19 protein-coding genes are annotated in these 17,635 nt (G+C 67.2%); 9 read left to right on the top strand and 10 right to left on the bottom strand.

Features of this window, described 5'->3' with window-relative positions; genetic code table 11:
* Positions 1–101: 101 nt before the first annotated feature.
* A complete protein-coding gene (locus tag DQP57_RS08180) occupies positions 102–1,025 on the top strand; it encodes a 2-hydroxyacid dehydrogenase (protein WP_430918495.1) in 924 nt (307 codons plus the stop codon).
* A gap of 151 nt (positions 1,026–1,176) precedes the next feature.
* Complete coding sequence (locus tag DQP57_RS08185; RefSeq protein ID WP_205869067.1) at positions 1,177–1,599, top strand: ATP-binding protein; 423 nt, start codon at positions 1,177–1,179, stop codon at positions 1,597–1,599.
* Between the two features lie 18 nt (positions 1,600–1,617).
* Here DQP57_RS08185 and DQP57_RS08190 read toward each other — a convergent pair whose 3' ends face one another.
* The 5 genes from DQP57_RS08190 to DQP57_RS08210 all read right to left on the bottom strand — a co-directional run bounded on the left by DQP57_RS08190 (position 1,618) and on the right by DQP57_RS08210 (position 7,629).
* Positions 1,618–2,817 (bottom strand): cytochrome P450, encoded by a 1,200-nt coding sequence (locus DQP57_RS08190; RefSeq protein ID WP_165821777.1) that lies wholly within the window; start codon positions 2,815–2,817, stop codon positions 1,618–1,620.
* A 205-nt stretch (positions 2,818–3,022) separates the two neighbouring features.
* Entirely contained in the window at positions 3,023–4,381 is a 1,359-nt protein-coding gene (locus tag DQP57_RS08195) for a WS/DGAT/MGAT family O-acyltransferase (protein WP_112632500.1), read from the bottom strand.
* A 330-nt stretch (positions 4,382–4,711) separates the two neighbouring features.
* Positions 4,712–5,365, bottom strand: a complete 654-nt coding sequence (phoU, locus tag DQP57_RS08200; protein WP_112632501.1) for a phosphate signaling complex protein PhoU — start codon at positions 5,363–5,365, stop codon at positions 4,712–4,714.
* A 69-nt stretch (positions 5,366–5,434) separates the two neighbouring features.
* Complete coding sequence (locus tag DQP57_RS08205; RefSeq protein WP_112632502.1) at positions 5,435–6,766, bottom strand: MFS transporter; 1,332 nt, start codon at positions 6,764–6,766, stop codon at positions 5,435–5,437.
* Between the two features lie 287 nt (positions 6,767–7,053).
* Positions 7,054–7,629, bottom strand: a complete 576-nt coding sequence (locus DQP57_RS08210) for a hemerythrin domain-containing protein (protein ID WP_112632503.1) — start codon at positions 7,627–7,629, stop codon at positions 7,054–7,056.
* 352 nt (positions 7,630–7,981) lie between these two features.
* On the opposite strand from DQP57_RS08210, the gene DQP57_RS08215 reads away from it, so the two are divergent.
* The 3 genes from DQP57_RS08215 to DQP57_RS08230 all read left to right on the top strand — a co-directional run bounded on the left by DQP57_RS08215 (position 7,982) and on the right by DQP57_RS08230 (position 10,165).
* Positions 7,982–8,866 carry a cyclopropane mycolic acid synthase family methyltransferase gene (locus DQP57_RS08215; protein WP_112632504.1) on the top strand — a complete coding sequence of 295 codons (885 nt, stop codon included), beginning with the start codon at positions 7,982–7,984 and terminating at the stop codon, positions 8,864–8,866.
* A gap of 349 nt (positions 8,867–9,215) precedes the next feature.
* Positions 9,216–9,731, top strand: coding sequence for a hypothetical protein (locus DQP57_RS08225; protein WP_240631709.1), 516 nt, complete (start codon positions 9,216–9,218; stop codon positions 9,729–9,731).
* An 80-nt stretch (positions 9,732–9,811) separates the two neighbouring features.
* Complete coding sequence (locus DQP57_RS08230; protein WP_112632506.1) at positions 9,812–10,165, top strand: VOC family protein; 354 nt, start codon at positions 9,812–9,814, stop codon at positions 10,163–10,165.
* 31 nt (positions 10,166–10,196) lie between these two features.
* Here the strand turns inward: DQP57_RS08230 and DQP57_RS08235 are convergent, their stop codons facing one another.
* Entirely contained in the window at positions 10,197–10,463 is a 267-nt protein-coding gene (locus DQP57_RS08235; RefSeq protein WP_112632507.1) for a YdeI/OmpD-associated family protein, read from the bottom strand.
* Positions 10,460–11,353 carry an SCO6745 family protein gene (locus tag DQP57_RS08240; protein ID WP_112632508.1) on the bottom strand — a complete coding sequence of 298 codons (894 nt, stop codon included), beginning with the start codon at positions 11,351–11,353 and terminating at the stop codon, positions 10,460–10,462. The genes DQP57_RS08235 and DQP57_RS08240 overlap by 4 nt, the downstream gene beginning before the upstream one ends.
* Before the next feature lie 81 nt (positions 11,354–11,434).
* Here DQP57_RS08240 and DQP57_RS08245 point away from each other — a divergent pair, with 81 nt between their 5' ends.
* A complete protein-coding gene (locus DQP57_RS08245; protein WP_112632509.1) occupies positions 11,435–12,154 on the top strand; it encodes an NUDIX hydrolase in 720 nt (239 codons plus the stop codon).
* Between the two features lie 55 nt (positions 12,155–12,209).
* On the opposite strand, the gene DQP57_RS08250 is transcribed toward DQP57_RS08245, so the two are convergent.
* Positions 12,210–12,965 carry a haloacid dehalogenase type II gene (locus DQP57_RS08250; protein ID WP_112632510.1) on the bottom strand — a complete coding sequence of 252 codons (756 nt, stop codon included), beginning with the start codon at positions 12,963–12,965 and terminating at the stop codon, positions 12,210–12,212.
* A 169-nt stretch (positions 12,966–13,134) separates the two neighbouring features.
* On the opposite strand from DQP57_RS08250, the gene DQP57_RS08255 reads away from it, so the two are divergent.
* A complete protein-coding gene (locus DQP57_RS08255) occupies positions 13,135–14,025 on the top strand; it encodes an SAM-dependent methyltransferase (RefSeq protein ID WP_112632535.1) in 891 nt (296 codons plus the stop codon).
* A 21-nt stretch (positions 14,026–14,046) separates the two neighbouring features.
* On the opposite strand, the gene DQP57_RS08260 is transcribed toward DQP57_RS08255, so the two are convergent.
* On the bottom strand, positions 14,047–14,613 hold the full coding sequence (locus DQP57_RS08260) for a PadR family transcriptional regulator (RefSeq protein ID WP_112632511.1): 567 nt from the start codon (positions 14,611–14,613) through the stop codon (positions 14,047–14,049).
* 124 nt (positions 14,614–14,737) lie between these two features.
* Between DQP57_RS08260 and DQP57_RS08265 the strand changes: the two genes are divergently transcribed.
* Both DQP57_RS08265 and DQP57_RS08270 read left to right on the top strand, forming a co-directional pair.
* Positions 14,738–15,160, top strand: coding sequence for a nuclear transport factor 2 family protein (locus DQP57_RS08265; protein WP_112632512.1), 423 nt, complete (start codon positions 14,738–14,740; stop codon positions 15,158–15,160).
* A 10-nt stretch (positions 15,161–15,170) separates the two neighbouring features.
* Positions 15,171–16,208: an LLM class F420-dependent oxidoreductase gene (locus DQP57_RS08270; protein WP_112632536.1), complete on the top strand. Its 1,038-nt coding sequence runs from the start codon at positions 15,171–15,173 to the stop codon at positions 16,206–16,208.
* A gap of 20 nt (positions 16,209–16,228) precedes the next feature.
* Here the strand turns inward: DQP57_RS08270 and DQP57_RS08275 are convergent, their stop codons facing one another.
* Complete coding sequence (locus tag DQP57_RS08275) at positions 16,229–17,443, bottom strand: MFS transporter (RefSeq protein ID WP_430918483.1); 1,215 nt, start codon at positions 17,441–17,443, stop codon at positions 16,229–16,231.
* Positions 17,444–17,635: the final 192 nt, after the last annotated feature.

A 17,635-nucleotide genomic window follows, 5' to 3' on the forward strand; every position in this document is an offset into this window, starting at 1 on the left:
TGCCGGGCCATGCCCCGGCGCTCGGCCGGTCCGATGGCGCCGTCGAGCATGATGAAGGCGTGACGGCGAAGAAGGTCAGCGGGGTGCTCAGGGTCGGCGAGATGGAGCCGACCTTCGCAGAAGAGCTGTCCGCCAGGTATGAGATTCCGCAGCTGCCCGGTGGTGGCGCGCGCACGCCATTCCTGGCCGAACATGGCGCCGACGTGCGCGTGCTGGTGACGTCGGGATCGCCTGGCGTCGATGCGGACACGATGGCGGCGCTGCCCAATTTGGAGGTCATCGTCAACAACGGGGCCGGGGTCGATCTGATCGATCTGGAGGCGGCCAAACGCCGCGGCATCGGTGTGAGCAATACCCCTGAGGTGTTGTCGGACACAGTCGCCGACACCGCGGTGGGCCTGATCCTGATGACGCTGCGCCGTTTCGGCGCCGCCGACCGCTACGTCCGCGCGGGCAGATGGGCACGCGAGGGCCCGTTTCCCTACGCCAGGGACGTGAGCGGCCTCCAGGTCGGCATCCTGGGACTGGGCCGGATCGGGTCGGCGATCGCGACCCGGCTGCTCGGATTCGACTGCGCCATCGCGTATCACAACCGCCGCCGCATCGAGGGGTCACCGTTCCGCTATGCCGAGTCGCCCCTAGAGCTCGCCGAGTCGGTGGACGTCCTGGTCGTCGCGACCACGGGCGACCGCAAAACGCGCAAGTTGGTTGACCGCGCGGTGCTGCGGGCTCTGGGCCCCGAGGGTTACCTGATCAACATCGCGCGGGGCAGCGTGGTCGACGAGGACGCACTGGTGCAATTGCTGGCCGCGGGTGAGCTGGGAGGCGCGGGCCTGGACGTCTTCGCCGAGGAACCGCAGGTACCGGCCGAATTGTTCGGCCTGGACAACGTTGTGCTTCTTCCCCATATCGGCAGCGCCACCGCGCGCACCCGGCGGGCCATGGCACTGCTGGCGATCCGCAATCTCGACAGCTACCTCGACACGGGAGAGCTGGTCACACCGGTCCTCTCGCCGCGCCCTTAGCGCCTGCCGAACTGTGTGCGGCGCCATGACCTGCTCATTCGGGACGGCTATCGATCTGTGGCCGAAGCGATACTCGCAGAAGGTTATTGACCCAACTGCAACTGGGTATGCGGCTGTCATGAGTCCACTACAGCCGGAGACCGCCGCGCCGGTGCGGCTGACGCTCGCCGGCACAGCCCGCCCCGATACGGTGGCGAAGTGGCGTCGTGCGCTGCAACGGTGGCTGCAGCAAGAGGTGCACGCGCCAGAAGAGATCCTCGAGGACGTCGTCCTGGGAGTCAACGAAGCGCTGGCGAATTGCGTTGAGCACGCGTATCGGTCGCATCACCAGGTTGGTGTCATGAAACTGCAGGCCAGCTACGACCCGGTCGCCGAGTCGATCCGGGTGTGCGTCAGCGACCGGGGCAGTTGGCGCAACCCCTCGTCGAGGCAGTCGAACGATCCGCACTCGTCGCGCGGCATCATGCTCATGCACCGCCTGTCGGATCACTGCACCATCCATGCCCGGCCCAACGGCACCAGCGTCTACCTGGATTACGCGACCGACGCGGAGCTTGCTGGTCAGCGGCAATGAACCGGCGAACCACCCCGGTCAGGCACCGGAGCGCCCGGTCGGCGTGAATGCGACCGGCATTTTTTCCAGACCACTGACGAAGTTGGCCGGCCGCAGCGGAAGTGGGTCCGGTGACGCCAGCCGCATATCCGGAAGGCGTTTCAGCAATCGCTCGAGCATCATCGACAGTTCCAGGCGGGCCAGCTGATTGCCGAGACAGAAGTGGGTGCCAAACCCGAACGCCAGGCGGTTGTTGGGGTAGCGGTCGATCCGGAAGTTCTCCGGATCGCCGAACACCACTTCGTCGAAGTTCGCCGATTCGAACAGCAAAATGATCTTCTCGCCGGCTTTGAGGTGCGTGCCGTGGAAGTCGACATCCGACGTCATGGTGCGGGCCATGTTCTTCACCGGCGCGGTCCAGCGCAGCATTTCCTCGATCGCGTTGGGTAGCAGGGCGAGGTCGCTGACCAGTTGCCGGTGCTGTTGCGGGTGGCGCAGGATCTGCGCGGTGCCGCCGGACAGAGTGTGCCGAGTCGTCTCGTCACCGCCGATGAGCAGCAACAACACCTCGGTGACGATCTCGTGGTCGGCCAACCTCTCGCCGTCCACCTCGGCATGCACCAGCACGCTGACCAGGTCGTCGGTCGGCTCCGCCTTGCGCGCCGCAATCATGCCCGTCATGTATTCGGTATAGGCGGCGAATGCGTCCACCGAGACCTGAAAATCCTCCTGCGCGGTCGTGCTGCTGAGCAAGGTCACCATGTCGTCGGACCAGCGAAGGAACATCTGGCGTTCCTCCGGAAGCACCCCGAGCATGTCGCCGATCACCGCCATGGGAAGCGGAGCCGCGAGGTCCCAGACGAAGTCGCACTCGCCTCGTTCACAGACGTTGTCGATCAACGCATCACACAGCGCGCCGATCGAGCGCTCCCTGTCCTTGACGCGTTTGCGGGTGAAGCCCGCGTTGACCAGCTTGCGCCGCAGCAGGTGTGCGGGATCGTCCATCGCGATCATCATCGGCGGTGCGTCCTGGTCCGGCCGGATACCGCCGGCGTTGGAGAACAACTCCGGTGCGCGCTCGGCGTCGATCACCGCCTGGTAGGTCGCCGCGGCGGCCAGGCCGTTGCGATCCCGGAAGACCGGCTCGTTTTCGCGCATCCACCGATAGACCGGTCGCGAGTCGCCCGCGTAGAAGGCGCCGTCGGTCAGATCGACGTCGGGCCGCTGCTGGCCGCGCATATCAGTAGTGCTTGGCACGGTCGCCCCTTCTCCCGCATGCTCCGAGTTACCGTGGACCTTACAGTAGGTGATGTGATATTCCCACAAAAGACGCCGCTGCTGCGATTGGTGCGCAGTAAGGACCGGCTGGTGGAAGCGCGCGCCGAACCACCGATGGTGTCGCATCGTAAGCGGTTGCGCCGCTCATCGAGCGCCGCAACGCATTTCAGACGCCCGCCACGAGCTCCAGATCCTTCAGGGACGCCTCCAGATGGCCGAGCATGCGCTGCAGGTGCGGGACGCTGCGGCGGCATCCGACCAGGCCGAAGTCGAGGTTGTCCGCATTGTTGGTCACCGTGATGTTGACGGCCTGGCCGTCGAGCGGGATCGACAGGGGATAGTTGCCATCCAATCGCGCTCCGCGCCAGTACAATTGGTCCGAGTTGCCGGTCGATACGTTCGAAATGACGATGTTGAACGGCGGCGAGCCGGCGGCGAGGTAGCCGGGGATCAGGCCGAAGAACAAGCCGCCGATGTTGAACGCGGACAGGGCCAGCTGCTGGACCGGAGGCAGCTGCCAGAACACCTCTTTGGTGTCGCGGATGGACGCGCTGATGACCTCCAGCCGCTTGGCCGGGTCGTCGACGTCCGTTGCGAGATTGCACAGGAACGTCCCGACGTTGTTGCCCCCGCGGTCGTCGTCCGGCTTGCGTAGATTCACCGGGACCATGGCCGTCAGGGGCGCATCCGGCAGGGCGTTCTGATCGAGGAGGTAGGCGCGCAGGGCCCCGGCGGACATGGCCAGTATGACGTCGTTGACGGTGGTGCCGGTGGCCGATTTGACGGCGTTGATGCGCTCGAACGAGTAAGACTGTGCCGCTACCCGTCTGGCGCCACCGATCCGGACGTTGAACATCGAGCGGGGCGCCCGGAACGGCAGTGTCAGTTGCTGTTCGAGGAGCGCGGCGCGCGCGAGCTTGAGTGTGGATGGTGCCAAGGCGAGCGCCGACCCGGCGGTGCGACCCACGCGGTCAAAGAGGGATGGCTGTTGGCGCCGCCCACTGCGCTTGCGCGGACCCAAACTCCACGGAACCCGCACCTCGTCGTCGTCGGGATCGGCGGTGAAGGCGCGTTGCAGCAGGCGCAGCGCGGAAACACCGTCCATGAGGGAGTGGTGATACTTCGTGTAGACCGCATACCGCCCGTCCTTCAGGCCTTCGACCAGGTGCGCTTCCCACAGCGGTCGATGCCGGTCGAGCAGGCTGCCGTGCAGCCGGGAAGCCAGCTCGAGCAAGTCGCGAACTCGTCCGGGCTCGGGGAGAGCGGAGCGGCGAAGGTGGTAATCGAGCTCGACATCCTTGTCGAAGGACCACGCGACGTTGGTGATGCCGCCGAAGAAGGCCGGACGCTTACAGAAGGCCGGCTGCACGTCCGTGCACTCGAGCATCGCCTGATACGCATCGCGCACGAAATGGGGACCGGCATCCTCCGGGGGTTCGAAGAGCTGCAGCGAGCCCACGTGCATCGGATGTTCTCGTGACTCGCCGATGAGGAACAACGCGTCCGTCGGTGATATCGGTTCCATAGTCGTTCCCATCCCGTCCGCTGTGCCGTCCGTCAAGCACATGCCCCTCTCGTATTAGCCGCAGCGAGCGATTGCTAATCGCGAATGAGCCACCGGACTGGCCCCAGGTTGGCGCGCTTGTGTGCGGGCATTGACGCTCCACGGGGTCGAGATGCCGGCGTACTCGGGGCGCTCGTGGTCGTCGCACACCGGACACCGCCCCTCGAACACATTGGACGGCAATCATTTTCGGCACCTGGTGGTCTTGTAGACCATCGACCAGGGCGCGCTTCGCGTGCAGCAGCGGCTCGATGCGGCATTTCTCTTGCGCCGGTTGGCCGACAGGCCGCGTCATTCGTCGAGCGCCGGCTCGCGACCGGTGGCCTGGAAGATGACGCGGCGCGCGATCTGCACCGCGTGATCGGCGAAGCGTTCGTAAAAGCGCCCCAACAAGGTGGCGTCCACCGCGGCGGCGACCCCCTCCGTCCACGCGGGATCCTTCAGGACCGCCAGCAGGCGCCGGTGCAGGTCGTCCATCGTGTCGTCGCCCCGGCGAATCTGAGCGGCCCGGCGCGGATCTTGGGACACCAGCACCTCCCGCGCCCCCAGCGCCAGCGCTTCGGCCGCCTCACCCATGGCGGCGAGATATGGCCGCACCTCGGCGGAAACGGCGGGATACGGGTGGCGGCGGCGGGCGATCTCGGCGATGTGCACCGCCAGCTCGACCATCCGTCGCGCATCCGCGGCGATCCGCAGGGCGCTGACCACCGCGCGGAGGTCGGTGGCCACCGGCGCCTGCAACGCCAGCAGCGCGAACGCGGTTTCCTCGACGTGCGCGTCCATAGCGAGGATGTCCCGATGACGGGCGATGATGGCTTCGGCCACCGTCAGGTCGGCTTTCAGCAGCGCGTCACTCGCCTCGTTGATCGCCTCAGCGGCCATCGCGCACATCTGGGCGAGCTGTTCGGTCAGCGTGCGCAGCCGCTGGTGGAAACCGGTCCTCATCCCCACCGAATAGCCCGCCGCGGCCAACTTAACGCCGCGAGCAAAACAAAAGCTCTGCCGGGTTGTCCGCTACCTGACGTCCTCGGCGAGCTCGCGAGCCTCACGCTCGGTTTCGACGGCGGGCCCGGAACCGAGCAACGGCTTGCCCGCGACCTCCGGAGTGAACAGCAAAGTGATGGCGCCCACCACGCCGCCGAAGATCAGCATGTACGCGGGCACCATCACGTTGCCGGTGCCGGAGACCAGCGCTTGGGCGATCAGCGGGGTGACGCCGCCGACCAGGGAAATCGAGATGTTGTACGAGATGGCCAGCGCCCCGTAGCGCACGTTGGTGGGAAACAGCGCGGGCAGCATGGCCGGGCCGGTGCTGTCGAAGCACAGCTCCATCAGGCCGATCAGCAGGACGCCGAGGAAGATCACCGGGTACACGCCACCGAAGCGGATGAGCAGGAACGCGGGGATGGAGGCCACGATCAGCAGCCCGCAGCCGGTCCACATGATGGGTTTGACGCCGATGCGGTCAGACAGGCTGGCGACCAGGACCACGGTGACCATCAGGATCGCCAGCGTCGACACGATCATGACCAGCCCGGCGCTGTGCCCGACGCGCACGAACAGCCTCAGATATGTCGGCAGGTACCCCGTGAGCATGAAGTCGGCGACCTGGGAGGTCAGCACCAGCGCCGCGCAGATCAGCATCGGGCGCCACTGCGCCAAAATCGTGTGCCGAATCTGCTGCCCGCCGTGATCGCCCGCCGCGGGCGCGCCGTCGTGCGCGCTCTGATAGGCGGAGGACTCCTTGAGCCGTAGCCGCAAGAACAGGGCGACCAGGCCGAAGGGCAGCCCGAGCAACAGCGGAATCCGCCAGCCGTAGGCGAGCATGTCGTCGTCCGGCAGCCAGGTTTGCAGGCCCGTCACCAGTAACCCGGCGAGGACGAATCCGACCAGGTTGCCCATCGGTAGGAACCCGACCATCTTGCCGCGTTTGTGGTCGGGGGCCTGCTCGACCAGGTAGGTCATCGCGCCGACGTACTCGCCGCCGGTGGACAGGCCCTGAAATATTCGGGCGATGACGAGCAGGATCGGCGCCCAGATTCCGATGGTGCTGTAGGTGGGCAGCAGGCCGGTCATGGTCGTGCTGACCGTCATCATGAGGATGGTGACCACCAGCACGCGGTGCCGGCCGATGCGATCACCGAGCGGCCCGAAGATGAACCCGCCGAGCGGGCGCACCACGAACGCCGCCGCCAGCGTGCCGAAGGTCGCGATCAGGTGGACGCCGCTGACGCTCTTGCCCGGATAGAACACCTGCGCGATGGTGGTGGCGATATAGCCGTAGACCCCGAAGTCGTACCACTCCATGAAGTTGCCGATCGCGGTGCCCATGATGGTCTGCCGCATCGCCGGATCGGCGACCCTGATGTCTTTACGTGCCCATTTCCTGCGGCGCCGTCGAGTACCCATCGAATGATGGCTTACCCGAAACGTTCCCGCGACGAACCAGCGGGGTCGGGTAACCGCGCGCGTTGGCGGGCCGCCGCGACGGTGCCGCGGGGTGCTGGCCGGACGCGGTCACGTCCGACAAACGCCAGCTAGACGTGGCTCGCGAACGGCGGCGAGTTTGGCACGCCGCGGCGCGGCGGCCGGGCCGGGTTATTCGCATCACGTCCCACCGGGCGGGCCGCGCCTCATTGGCCTTTCAGGCTCCCGATGCGCAGCGAGAAGTCGGTGGGTTTGGCCTGGGACGGCTCTTCGAATTGCTCGACGTAGCGACGGGGGTCGCGGTCCGCGATGGGCAGCCCCTCGGTGGTGGGGTGCTCGGCCATGAACTCGCTGTATTGACGCCCGAGCGCTTCGCGAAGCCCGATGGGGGCATTGCGGCGGAAATCCGACAGCCCTTCTCGTTCCTCCTCGCCCATGTGATCGTCGTTGGCCACCCGAGTCCGCCCGACGGCCGCCCACCACTGCTCGCTGCCGAGTGTGGCGGCGTTGGCATCGCGCACGCCGTCACGAATGTCGTTGTGATCACCGATCGCGTCCAGCGTCTCGCCTTCGGCATCCTCACCCCCGCGTTTGAGCAACTGCGGATAGAAGATCTTTTCTTCGATGTAGGCGTGCACGTCCAGCTTGTCGGCGAGCGGACCCCATACCCGCTTGAGCGCCGCCCGGTCGTCGGGGCTATGCGCCTGCAGGTCGTCTAGCCGCGCGAACTGTTCGCGGAACCATTCATGGTCGGCTAGGATCAACATGGTGATGTCAGCCATCGGACAAGTCCCGCCTCTTACGAATACCGGTCGGCCGGGGCTTACCCGGATTATCAGCCGAGGTAACTACCCGGCGCCGGTTCCGTCAACTGCGTTCATTCAGGCTGGAGTCCGAGCCGGGACCGGCTTGCGCGGCGGCGCGGATCCTTCACCAATTTGACGTCGCCGTCAGCCAACCGGTGACCATGCGGTGCCGGTGACGCCGTCAGCCCCCGTTCGTACGCGCAACGGCCCTGAACAGGAACGCACTGGGCAGGCCCGGTTATCCGGGCGGATACACTGGGGCCGTCCGTCAGGCGATCACCTTCGATCGCGCCCGTTAAAACAATAAGAATCAGTCAGAGGTTGTGCCTTGTCCGAAAACCCCGGCGATGCCGTCAGCTTGGAACCGCATTTCGAGGACGTTCAAGCGCACTACGACCTGTCCGACGAATTCTTCGCGCTCTTCCTGGATCCGACGCGGACCTATAGCTGCGCCTATTTCGAGCGCGAGGACATGTCGCTGGAAGAGGCGCAATACGCCAAGGTCGACCTCTCACTCGGCAAGCTCGGCCTGCAACCGGGCATGACACTGCTCGACATCGGGTGCGGGTGGGGCACCACGATCGTGCGTGCGCTCGAGCGCTACGACGTCAACGTCGTCGGCCTGACACTGAGCCGCAACCAGCAGGCGCACGTCCAGCAGCGCCTGGACCAGCATCCGTCGTCGCGAACCAAGCGGGTGCTGCTGCAGGGCTGGGAGCAGTTCGACGAGAAGGTCGACCGCATCGTGTCGATCGGTGCCTTCGAGCACTTCGGCCGGGATCGGTACCCCGACTTCTTAAAGATGGCCTACGAGGCGCTGCCGGACGACGGGGTGATGATGCTGCACACCATCATCAAGCCCAGCGATGAGGAATTCGCCGAGCGCGCACTGCCCATCACCATGACCAAGATCCGGTTCATGAAATTCATCATGGACGAGATCTTCCCGGGCGGTGACCTGCCCCAGGCCAAGGGAGTCGTCGAGCACGCCGAGCGGGCCGGCTTCGGCCTCGACCGTTACCAGCCGCTTCGCCTGCACTACGCTCGCACCCTCGACACCTGGGCGGCCGCGCTCGAGGCGCGTCGCGACGACGCCATCGCGATCCAGTCCGAAGAGGTCTACGACCGGTACATGAAGTACCTGACCGGATGCGCCGACCTGTTCCGCGAGGGCTACACCGACGTCGCGCAGTTCACCCTGACCAAGGGCTGACCGCGCGTCTGTTGACCCTCAGACCGAAAGCCGTGCCGGCGACGGGGTTTCGGTCTGTGCGCCGGTTCGCGTGCGGTCTCGACGTCCAAGGCGGGCGCTGAGTTTTGCTCCGCACGCGCGAGCGTTTTCCGTGGCACGAGTTGGTCGCCGGCCCCGCCTCACTCGTGGACGTCGGCGCCCTGCTGACCGCACCCGCGGGACCTACGCCGCGGTACTCGATAGCCCCATAGCCGTGCTCGCGGCAGCGCACCTGGGTTTACCTCACCCAAGCTGCGGGTAATTTCCCGGCAACAACCTGATTCGGTGGGCGCCGATGTCCCTTGGTGCAACGCCGCTGGAAGGACTGACCGTGAGCGCCAAACACCGCATGCCGGCGTCGCCGGAGCAAAACCCGTCGCCGACCGATGGTGGTCGGCGGCGTGGGCTGTCCGGCGCCGCGGCGGTGTGCGACCTCGTCTCCGCGTCGCTGCTGGGCGCCGCCTGCCTGATGGCGCTGGTGCTCAACGCCGGCAACCCCGAGAAGCGCGCTGTTGCCGCCAATCTCGAACCGCCCGCCATCTCGCAGCCGGTGAGCCAGGAAGGAACCGTGGTGGCCGTGACGGCGGACTCGGTGACCATGCGCAGCGCGGACGGGCATGTGCAGACGTATGGCTTCACCCCGAGCACCACCGTCGTCAACCACGGTAACCGCCAACCCATCACCGCCGCACCGCATTTCACGGTCAACGACAAGGTCGTTGTGGTGGGGACGATCGAGGGCGGCAAGGCTCTGGCTACCGCCGTTGCCTACCGCGGCGCGGGACATGGTGAGGCCCCGCCGATGGATTACCTTGACGGCCAAGCCCTTCCGGCCGGCGCCGCCTGAGCCGTTGGGGTACCGGCCGTCCCCCGTTCCGTGAAGCGCGGACCGCCTAGTCTGGTAGCGACCCGGACATTGGAGGCGCCGTGAGCGAGTGCGAAGCGAAGATGATCATCTTGTCGACCGACGACTTGGACGAGTCGATCCGGTTCTACACCGAAACTTGTGGGATGCCGCTGAAGTTTCGCGATGGCGCGCACTTCGCGGCCCTCGATGCGGGCCCCGTCACGCTGGCACTGGCGACCGCGGTGGACCATCCCCTTCCCGGGCAGGTCGTGGTCGGGATCAAGACCGCGGACGTCGACGCCGCGGCAAAGGCCGTCGAGGCCAGCGGCGGGGGCATCGTGAAGGGCCCCTACGACGACGCCCACCAACGACGAGCCGTGGTCTACGACAACAAGGGCAACGGCCTGGTCTTCTACACGCCCCTGTCCAAGTAGCCGGGCCCTCCTCGAGAGTGCCGGTGCGGCACTACTTTCCGGTGCGCTCGCGGTGCTTGCAGCCCGGCCAGCAGCAGGGACGGCGCTTGCCCTCTTCCAGCTCCTCCTGGGTCCGGCGGATGCGGCGCTCCCGTGTCGTCTGCTGTTTGGCATCCTCAACCCAGCAGATGAACTCGTTGCGGGCTAACGGCGTGATGTCCTTCCAGGCGGCGAGCGCGGTGGCGTTGCCGATCAACGCGTCGCGCAGATCCGCGGGCAATTTGTGTACCACCCCACCGGGCAGCCGCTGGCCGCTCATCTGACCGCCAAATGCGCGCTGTCGTCGTGCAATTCGTCGCGCCGCAACGTCATCGGGGTGAGGGCGGGGACGTCGCCTCCCGCGACCACGGCGCGGGTGATCGGGGTGAGCGCCAAGAACAGCGTTTCCACCTCGTCGTCGCTGAGGGGGTCGAGCGCGGACAGGGCCAGCGTGTCGGTCATCAATTCGATGCGGTCCTTCAGTTGCCGTCCGGCCGGGGTCAGCGCCCCTTCTGCGTCGAGCAGCCCCCGCTCGGCGAGTCGTTGCTCGTGCTGCCGCCAGGATGTCTCGTCGTAGTCACGGGTGCGGGCGATGTAGTCGCGAGAGACGTTGCCGGCCGCGGCATGTAAGACGTTCGATTCCCGGCCGGATACGCCGGCCGCGGCGAGCACGGCCACGTGCGCGTCGCCGCGCTGTTCGCGCAGCAGCGTCGTGCCGTGCCAGAGCGCGGCCAAGGGGTCCTCCGGCCAGGGCAACGCCAGATTCGCGGCGAACAGCGGACGCGCATCGAGGGGCGCGTGGCGGGCCGCCTTGCCGGCGAGTTCGGCTGCCACGCAGACGTTTTCGTCCGCGCCGAGGCCGTAGCGGCGCAGCGCCGCCACCGCGGACTCCTGCCGCGCCTGCAGGGCGGCCTGCGGGCCCGCGACCTCCCATGCCGCCGGCAGCGCCTTGGCGACCCGTTCGGGCGCGAAGTTGTAGAAGATCGCCGTGACCAACTCCCGGGGTGCCTCACCCAACGGCGCCGACCGGGCCGCGAAATAGCCCATCCAAAAACCCCGGTAACCCAGCGCGTCCAACGCCGCCCGCGCTTCGGGCGCAAAATATGTCACCGCATGCACCGGTTCGTAGCGATCGAAGAAGCGTCGGGCCAGCACCGGTTGTCGTCGCATGTTCGCAGTTAACCACTGGCGCCGGTGACGACCAAGCACGGACCTCCGCGGCGCGAAAACGCCTCGGCTTAGGCTCGAGCCGTGACCATCCCCTATGACCGGGCGCTGCGCGAGCGGATACGAAACAATCTGGCCGGCCACCGCCGCCGGGCAGTAACCGACCCGACGAAGCGCCACGCGGCCGTCGCGGTGGTGCTCGTGGACTCCGAGGTGGGGGAGGACCGGGTGGACCCGGTGGCCGTCGACGATTGGAACGCGGGCCGCCCGTTGCCGGCCGCTCACCTAGATGGCCGCATGGTCGATGTCTCCGGCGGCGCCGCGTTCCTGCTGTGCCGCAGGGCATCTCGGCTCAGCACGCATGCGGCACAGTGGGCTCTGCCCGGTGGCCGGCTGGACCCGGACGAGACGGTTGTCGACGCCGCGCTGCGCGAACTGCGCGAGGAGGTCGGCGTCGAGTTGCCCGAGTCGGCCGTCCTGGGCCTGCTCGACGACTACCCCACCCGTTCCGGCTACGTGATCACCCCGGTGGTGCTGTGGGGAGGTGGACGGCTCGATCTGCATCCGGCGCCCGACGAGGTGGTGGCCGTGTATCGGGTGGGGTTGCACCAACTTCAGCGCGACGACTCGCCACGGTTCATCACCATCCCGGAAAGCCCACGACCGGTCGTGCAGATCCCGCTGGGCAACGACCTCATCCACGCACCGACCGGCGCCGTGCTGCTGCAGCTGCGCTGGCTGGGCCTGGAAGGGCGGCCCGATCCGGTCGACGGGCTGGAACAACCTGTGTTTGCATGGAAGTAGCTAGAGCACAACCACTTTGCAAGGACCCTGGACCGCACCCGTGGTTGGGCTCACCTCACCGCGGACCCGCCGCATCGAATAGCAAGCCGGCCAATTCGCCCAGCGATGCGCCCGAGACGTCCCAGGCGCGGGTGGAGTCGAGCTGCGGTTCGGAGCCCGGGCCGTATTCGTCTGGCCGCGCGACGTAACCGGTCGCCAGCCCGCTGTTCTGGGCGGCCTCGAGGTCGGAGGGGTGCGCCGCGACGAGCATCACTTCGCCCGGTTCCAGACCAAGGAAGCGTGCCGGGGCGTGGTACGCGCGCGGGTCGGGCTTGTAGGCCTTTTCGACATCGGAACCGAGCACCACGTCCCACGGCAGCCCGGCGTACTTGGCCATGTCGACGAGCAGTCCGGTGTTGCCGTTCGACAGCGGCCCGACAATGACATGCCGCTTCATGGCCGCGATGCCCGCGACGCTATCCGGCCACGGCGGTAGCCAGCGCCACGAGCGGGCGAGCGCGTCCACCTCGTCGGCGGGCAGCGTTTCGGCGGCGACGCCGAACTCCTCGAGTGATGCCAGGAGGTTCTCTCGATGCAGGACATCCAGGGAGACGAATTCCCGGCGACCCGAATGGATCTCGGACATGGAGGGCAGGTAGCGACTCCGCCAGTCGAGCGCGAACGCGTCCGGGTCGAGGTCAACGTGGTGGCGTTGCGCGAATTGCCGCACCGAGGCGGCGATTCCGGATCGCCAATCGACGACCGTCCCGAAGGTATCGAACACAACGGCACGTACGACCCGGCCGGTCGAAGGCGAGCGGTATTCGGTCATTCCTCAGGCTAACGCCGCGCTCGGCGGCGCACCCGGGCACCGACCAGCCTCTCGCCCGGGCGTCGCGCCGCGGGCCGACTCGGGCACCGCGACCGGCCGGCGTACGATATCGTTAGCCGTGCGAACGAACTCGTGACGCGCCTGATTGATGACTCGATGGGAGGCTGTGGTGGCCCGAAGTGCCGGCGATACCTGGGACATCGTGACGAGCGTCGGCTTCACCGCGTTGGCCGTTTGCGCAGCGCGTGCCCTCGACGCCGCACTGCAGCCGCCATTGGCGAACGACGACTTCGCCGCGGGCTTCGTGGCCGCCGCCGGCGAGCCGAATTTGATTGCGGCAGTAAGCAGCGCGGACATGGATAGCGCCGCGGCCTTCAACGCACAGTGGGTGGGGGTGCGCACGCGTTTCTTCGACGACTTCTTCGGCGACGCCACTCGGTCCGGCACCTGCCAAACGGTCATCTTGGCGGCCGGGCTGGATTCTCGCGCATACCGTCTGCAATGGCCCGCCGGACATACGGTGTTCGAAGTCGACCAGCCCCGGGTGCTCGAGTTCAAGCAGCGGGTCCTCGACCAGCGGGGCGCCGTACCGTCGACCCGACGCGTCACCGTCGCCACCGACCTGCGCGACGACTGGGCGGGAGAACTGATCACGGCGGGGTTCGACCCCGGCCAACCGACGGCATGGGCGCTCGAAGGCCTGCTGCCCTATTTGCCTGGGGCCGCGCAGGATGCGCTGTTCGACACGCTGCACGAGCTCTCGGGTCCCGGTAGCCACATCGCCGCGGAGCTCGGGCCGGCCCCCGGTGAAGTGCAGGAATTCGCCGATAACGTCCCCACCATCAGCCAGGACACCGACCACCCGCCGGTCGCCGAGCTGTGGTACGACGATCCGCGTACGGACACCAAAGAGTTTCTTGCCCAACATCATTGGCGGGTCACCGGCGTGGACTTGGTGGACAAAGCGGCCACCGAATACGGACGGCCCTTCCACGAGCTGCCGGTGGTGTTCGACCGGTTGCTGCGCACCAGGTTCTTCACCGCGGTCCGGGAACGCTGAACCCGGGGGTGGCCGGCGAACTCAGCGGGAAGTGGCCGACAGGCGGCGTTCGACGATGCTCAGCGCGCGTTCGGCCCATCGAATGTTCTCCTGTTCGAACGAGATTCCGCGGCTCAGCGTCAGGTAGGGGCCGATTCGTTCGGTGTGGAGCAGGTATTCCTCTTCGCTGCGGTCGTCCAGCATTCGCGCCCGCAAACGTTCGTAGCGTTGCACTTTGGCGCTCGCCCAGTGCAGTCGTTCGCGGATGAACTCGCGGACGGCCTCGATATCGCCGGCGTCGGCGGCTTGCACCTTGACCAGAAGCTCATCACGGATCACCGAGGGCTTCGGCGCCTTGGTCGTGAACTGCCGGATCGCGTCACGGCCGGCCTCGGTCAACGAGAACATGCGCTTGTTGGGCCGGCGTTCTTGATGCACGACCCGGGCCTGGATGAGCCCTTGCTCCGCGAGCCGGTCGAGCTCGCGATACAGCTGCTGCGGGGTGGCCGGCCAGAAATTCGCGACCGAAGCGTCGAAGTCTTTGGCCAGGTCGTAACCCGACGATTCGCCCTCGAGAAGGGCGGCCAACACCGCGTCACGCAGCGACATCGGTCGATGCTACAACGGTGCGACTATTCAACAAAGTGACTAATCGCACTCTGGACATGGCGCGGCCGGCGCCCTAGCGTCAGACGCGCACCTACTCAACTAGTTGACTATGTGAGGCCGCCTCATGCACCCATTCCGCAAAGCCGTCGAAGAGCGAGACGAGGGGGCCATCCAGGCGATGCTCGCCGACACCGTGGTCTTCACCAGCCCGGTGGCGTTCAAGCCCTACGTCGGCAAGCCGATCACCGCCGCCATCCTGCGCGGCGTGTTACGGATCTTCGAAAACTTCCGCTACGTCCGCGAGATTCACGACCCCGGCGGTCGCGACCACGCCTTCGTGTTCGAGACCGGGATAGTCGGGGCGCCGGGGGTCACGATCACCGGATGCGACTTCCTGCACTTCGACGACGACGGGCGCATCGACGACTTCATGGTGATGGTGCGGCCGCTGTCGGGCGCGACGGCGCTGTCCGAGGCGATGGGTGCCCAATTCGGTCGCATCCAGCAGGAGGCGCTGGAATTGGCCAATCAATCCGGCACCGCGTAGAAGTATGACCATGCGGATTGGACTGAGCATCAACTATGCGGGCGGCTTCAAGGACGTCGCCGCCGAGGTGGCCGACCTGGAGCGCGCCGGGCTTGACATTGTCTTTGTGCCCGAGGCGTATTCGTTCGATGCGGTGAGCGCGCTGGGCTACCTGGCCGCCAGCACCCAACGGGTTGGCCTGGCCTCGGGCATCCTGCAGCTCTACACCCGCACCCCTACCCTGACCGCGATGACCGCCGCCGGCCTGGACTACGTCTCCGACGGCCGGTTCACCCTCGGCCTGGGCGCGTCCGGCCCGCAGGTCATCGAGGGCTTTCACGGCGTGCCCTACGACGCCCCGATCGGCCGCACTCGCGAAGTCATCGACATCTGCCGCCAGGTGTGGCGCCGCGAGGCCGTGCAACACCAGGGCAAGCACTACACGATCCCGTTGCCGCCCGACCAGGGCACCGGGCTCGGCAAACCGCTCAAGCTCATCAATACGCCTGTCCGAGAACGGATCCCGATACTGGTAGCCGCCCTGGGCCCCAAGAATGTCGAACTGGCCGCCGAGATCGCGGAGGGCTGGCAACCGATCTTCTACCTGCCCGAAAAAGCGCAGGACGTGTGGGGAGATGCCCTGGCCGCGGGCCGGGCCAAGCGCGATCCGGCCCTGGGCGAGCTCGACATCTATGCCGGTCCCGTCCTGGCCATCGGCGAAAACGTCGAGCCGCTAAGGGAATTCGTCAAACCGCACCTGGCCCTCTACATCGGCGGAATGGGCGCCAAGGGCAAGAACTTCTACCATGCCCTGGCGACCAAATATGGCTACGGCCCGCAGGCCGACCGGATTCAGGAGCTCTACCTGGCCGGTGACAAGGACGGCGCCGCCAAGGTGGTGCCCGACGATCTGGTGCGCGACGTCAATCTGATCGGCACCCGCGAATTCGTCAGGGAGCGCCTGGCGGCGTTCCGCGACGCCGGGGTCACCACCCTCAACGTGGCGCCCATCGCGTCGACGACGGCGGAGCGGATCAGGCTGATCGAAACGCTGCGCGACTTGGTTTGATCGCACCCGCCGGGCTCGAATCAGTCCTGGCGGTGGCTATCTCGCCGTAACCGCACCGCGCGGGCGACCGCCGTTGCCGAAGCCAGCACGGCCATCACGGACAGGATCATCACCGACACCGCCGAGCCGACCGTGGCCAGGATCAGCGGCAGGGCGAAACCGACGTACGTGACGACGTAGAACACTCCGGTCAGCGCGCCGCGCAGGTGCGGCGGCGCGGCGGCCTCCAAATCGATGAGGCCTTCGCGCAGGCACAGGCCCGACGCGCAGCCGAGCACCACGAGCAGCGGTAGGCCCAGCGCCGGCGTCAGGCCCTGGGGCGCCAGCGCGGCTATGGCGTAGCCGAGCGCCGCCAGCACCGCACCGACGGTGCCGGACTGCGGACCCCACCGCAGCGCGCGGGCCACGACCTGCACGACGCCGCTGACGCCGTTGACGATCAGGGTGGCGGTGCCGGCGGCCAGGGGAGCCGCGAGGGCGGTGTGCAACCGGGTGGGGATGGTCACGAATCCCAGTGTCGCCGAGGCGTATACCCACGGCGCGAGGGGCAGGGCCCAACTCAAGGCCCGGCTGATTCCCTGCGCGGGCGGTGCCCCCGCCGAGTCGTACTCGGCAGCCGGGCGAGCCACCTCGGTGCGCCGGGCCGCGGCGATGACAGCACACGTGGCCAGCACGACGATGGCGGCGGCGACACCGAACGACACCCGGATCCCGGATCGTCCGGCCCACGCGATGAATCCCCCCGCGAACGGCCCGATCGCGAAACCCGCCGTGAGCACCGCGCCGGCGGTCGCGGCGCCGGCGGGGCCGCGCAAGTCTGAGGCCCACGCGGTGCACGAACTGATGGCGAGGCCCACACCGATCCCGACGATCAGGCGACCCAGCAGCAGCGCGTCCGCGTGCTGGGACGACAGCATGACCGCCGTCCCCGTCAGGGCGGCCCCCGAACCCGCCAGCGCCACCGTGCGGCGCCCCAGCGCGTCCGATGCGCGCCCACCCACGAGCAACCCGGGAAGCAACCCCAGCGCGTAAATGCCGAAGATCCCGTCGAGCGTGGTCGTGCTGAGGTGGGCCCGGTCGCTGATCACCGGCATCAACCCGACGAAGTGGTTGGCGACCCATCCCGTCGCCAGCAGCAGAGCCAGCACGCTGACAAACAGCGCCCCGGTACCCATCGGCTCGCGTCGAGCCCCGGTGACGCCGGCGTTCCCGGTGCGCACGTTCGATGAGGTCACTGAGATTCTCCCCTTCCCCACCGAGTGCGTGCGCAGCCAACCGCCGATGGTAGAACGCGAGGTGACCCGGGCGGTTATTCCCGCTGGGGGCGATCGCACCGCGATGTGGCCGATTCCACGCCGTCCTGCAAACACGGCGGTCTTCGGTCCGGGGCGCCGTTCGGGGTTTGAAATCAGGTGATTTGGTGTACT

This window comes from Mycobacterium colombiense (assembly GCF_003284935.1).
GTDB lineage: Bacteria > Actinomycetota > Actinomycetes > Mycobacteriales > Mycobacteriaceae > Mycobacterium > Mycobacterium arosiense_A.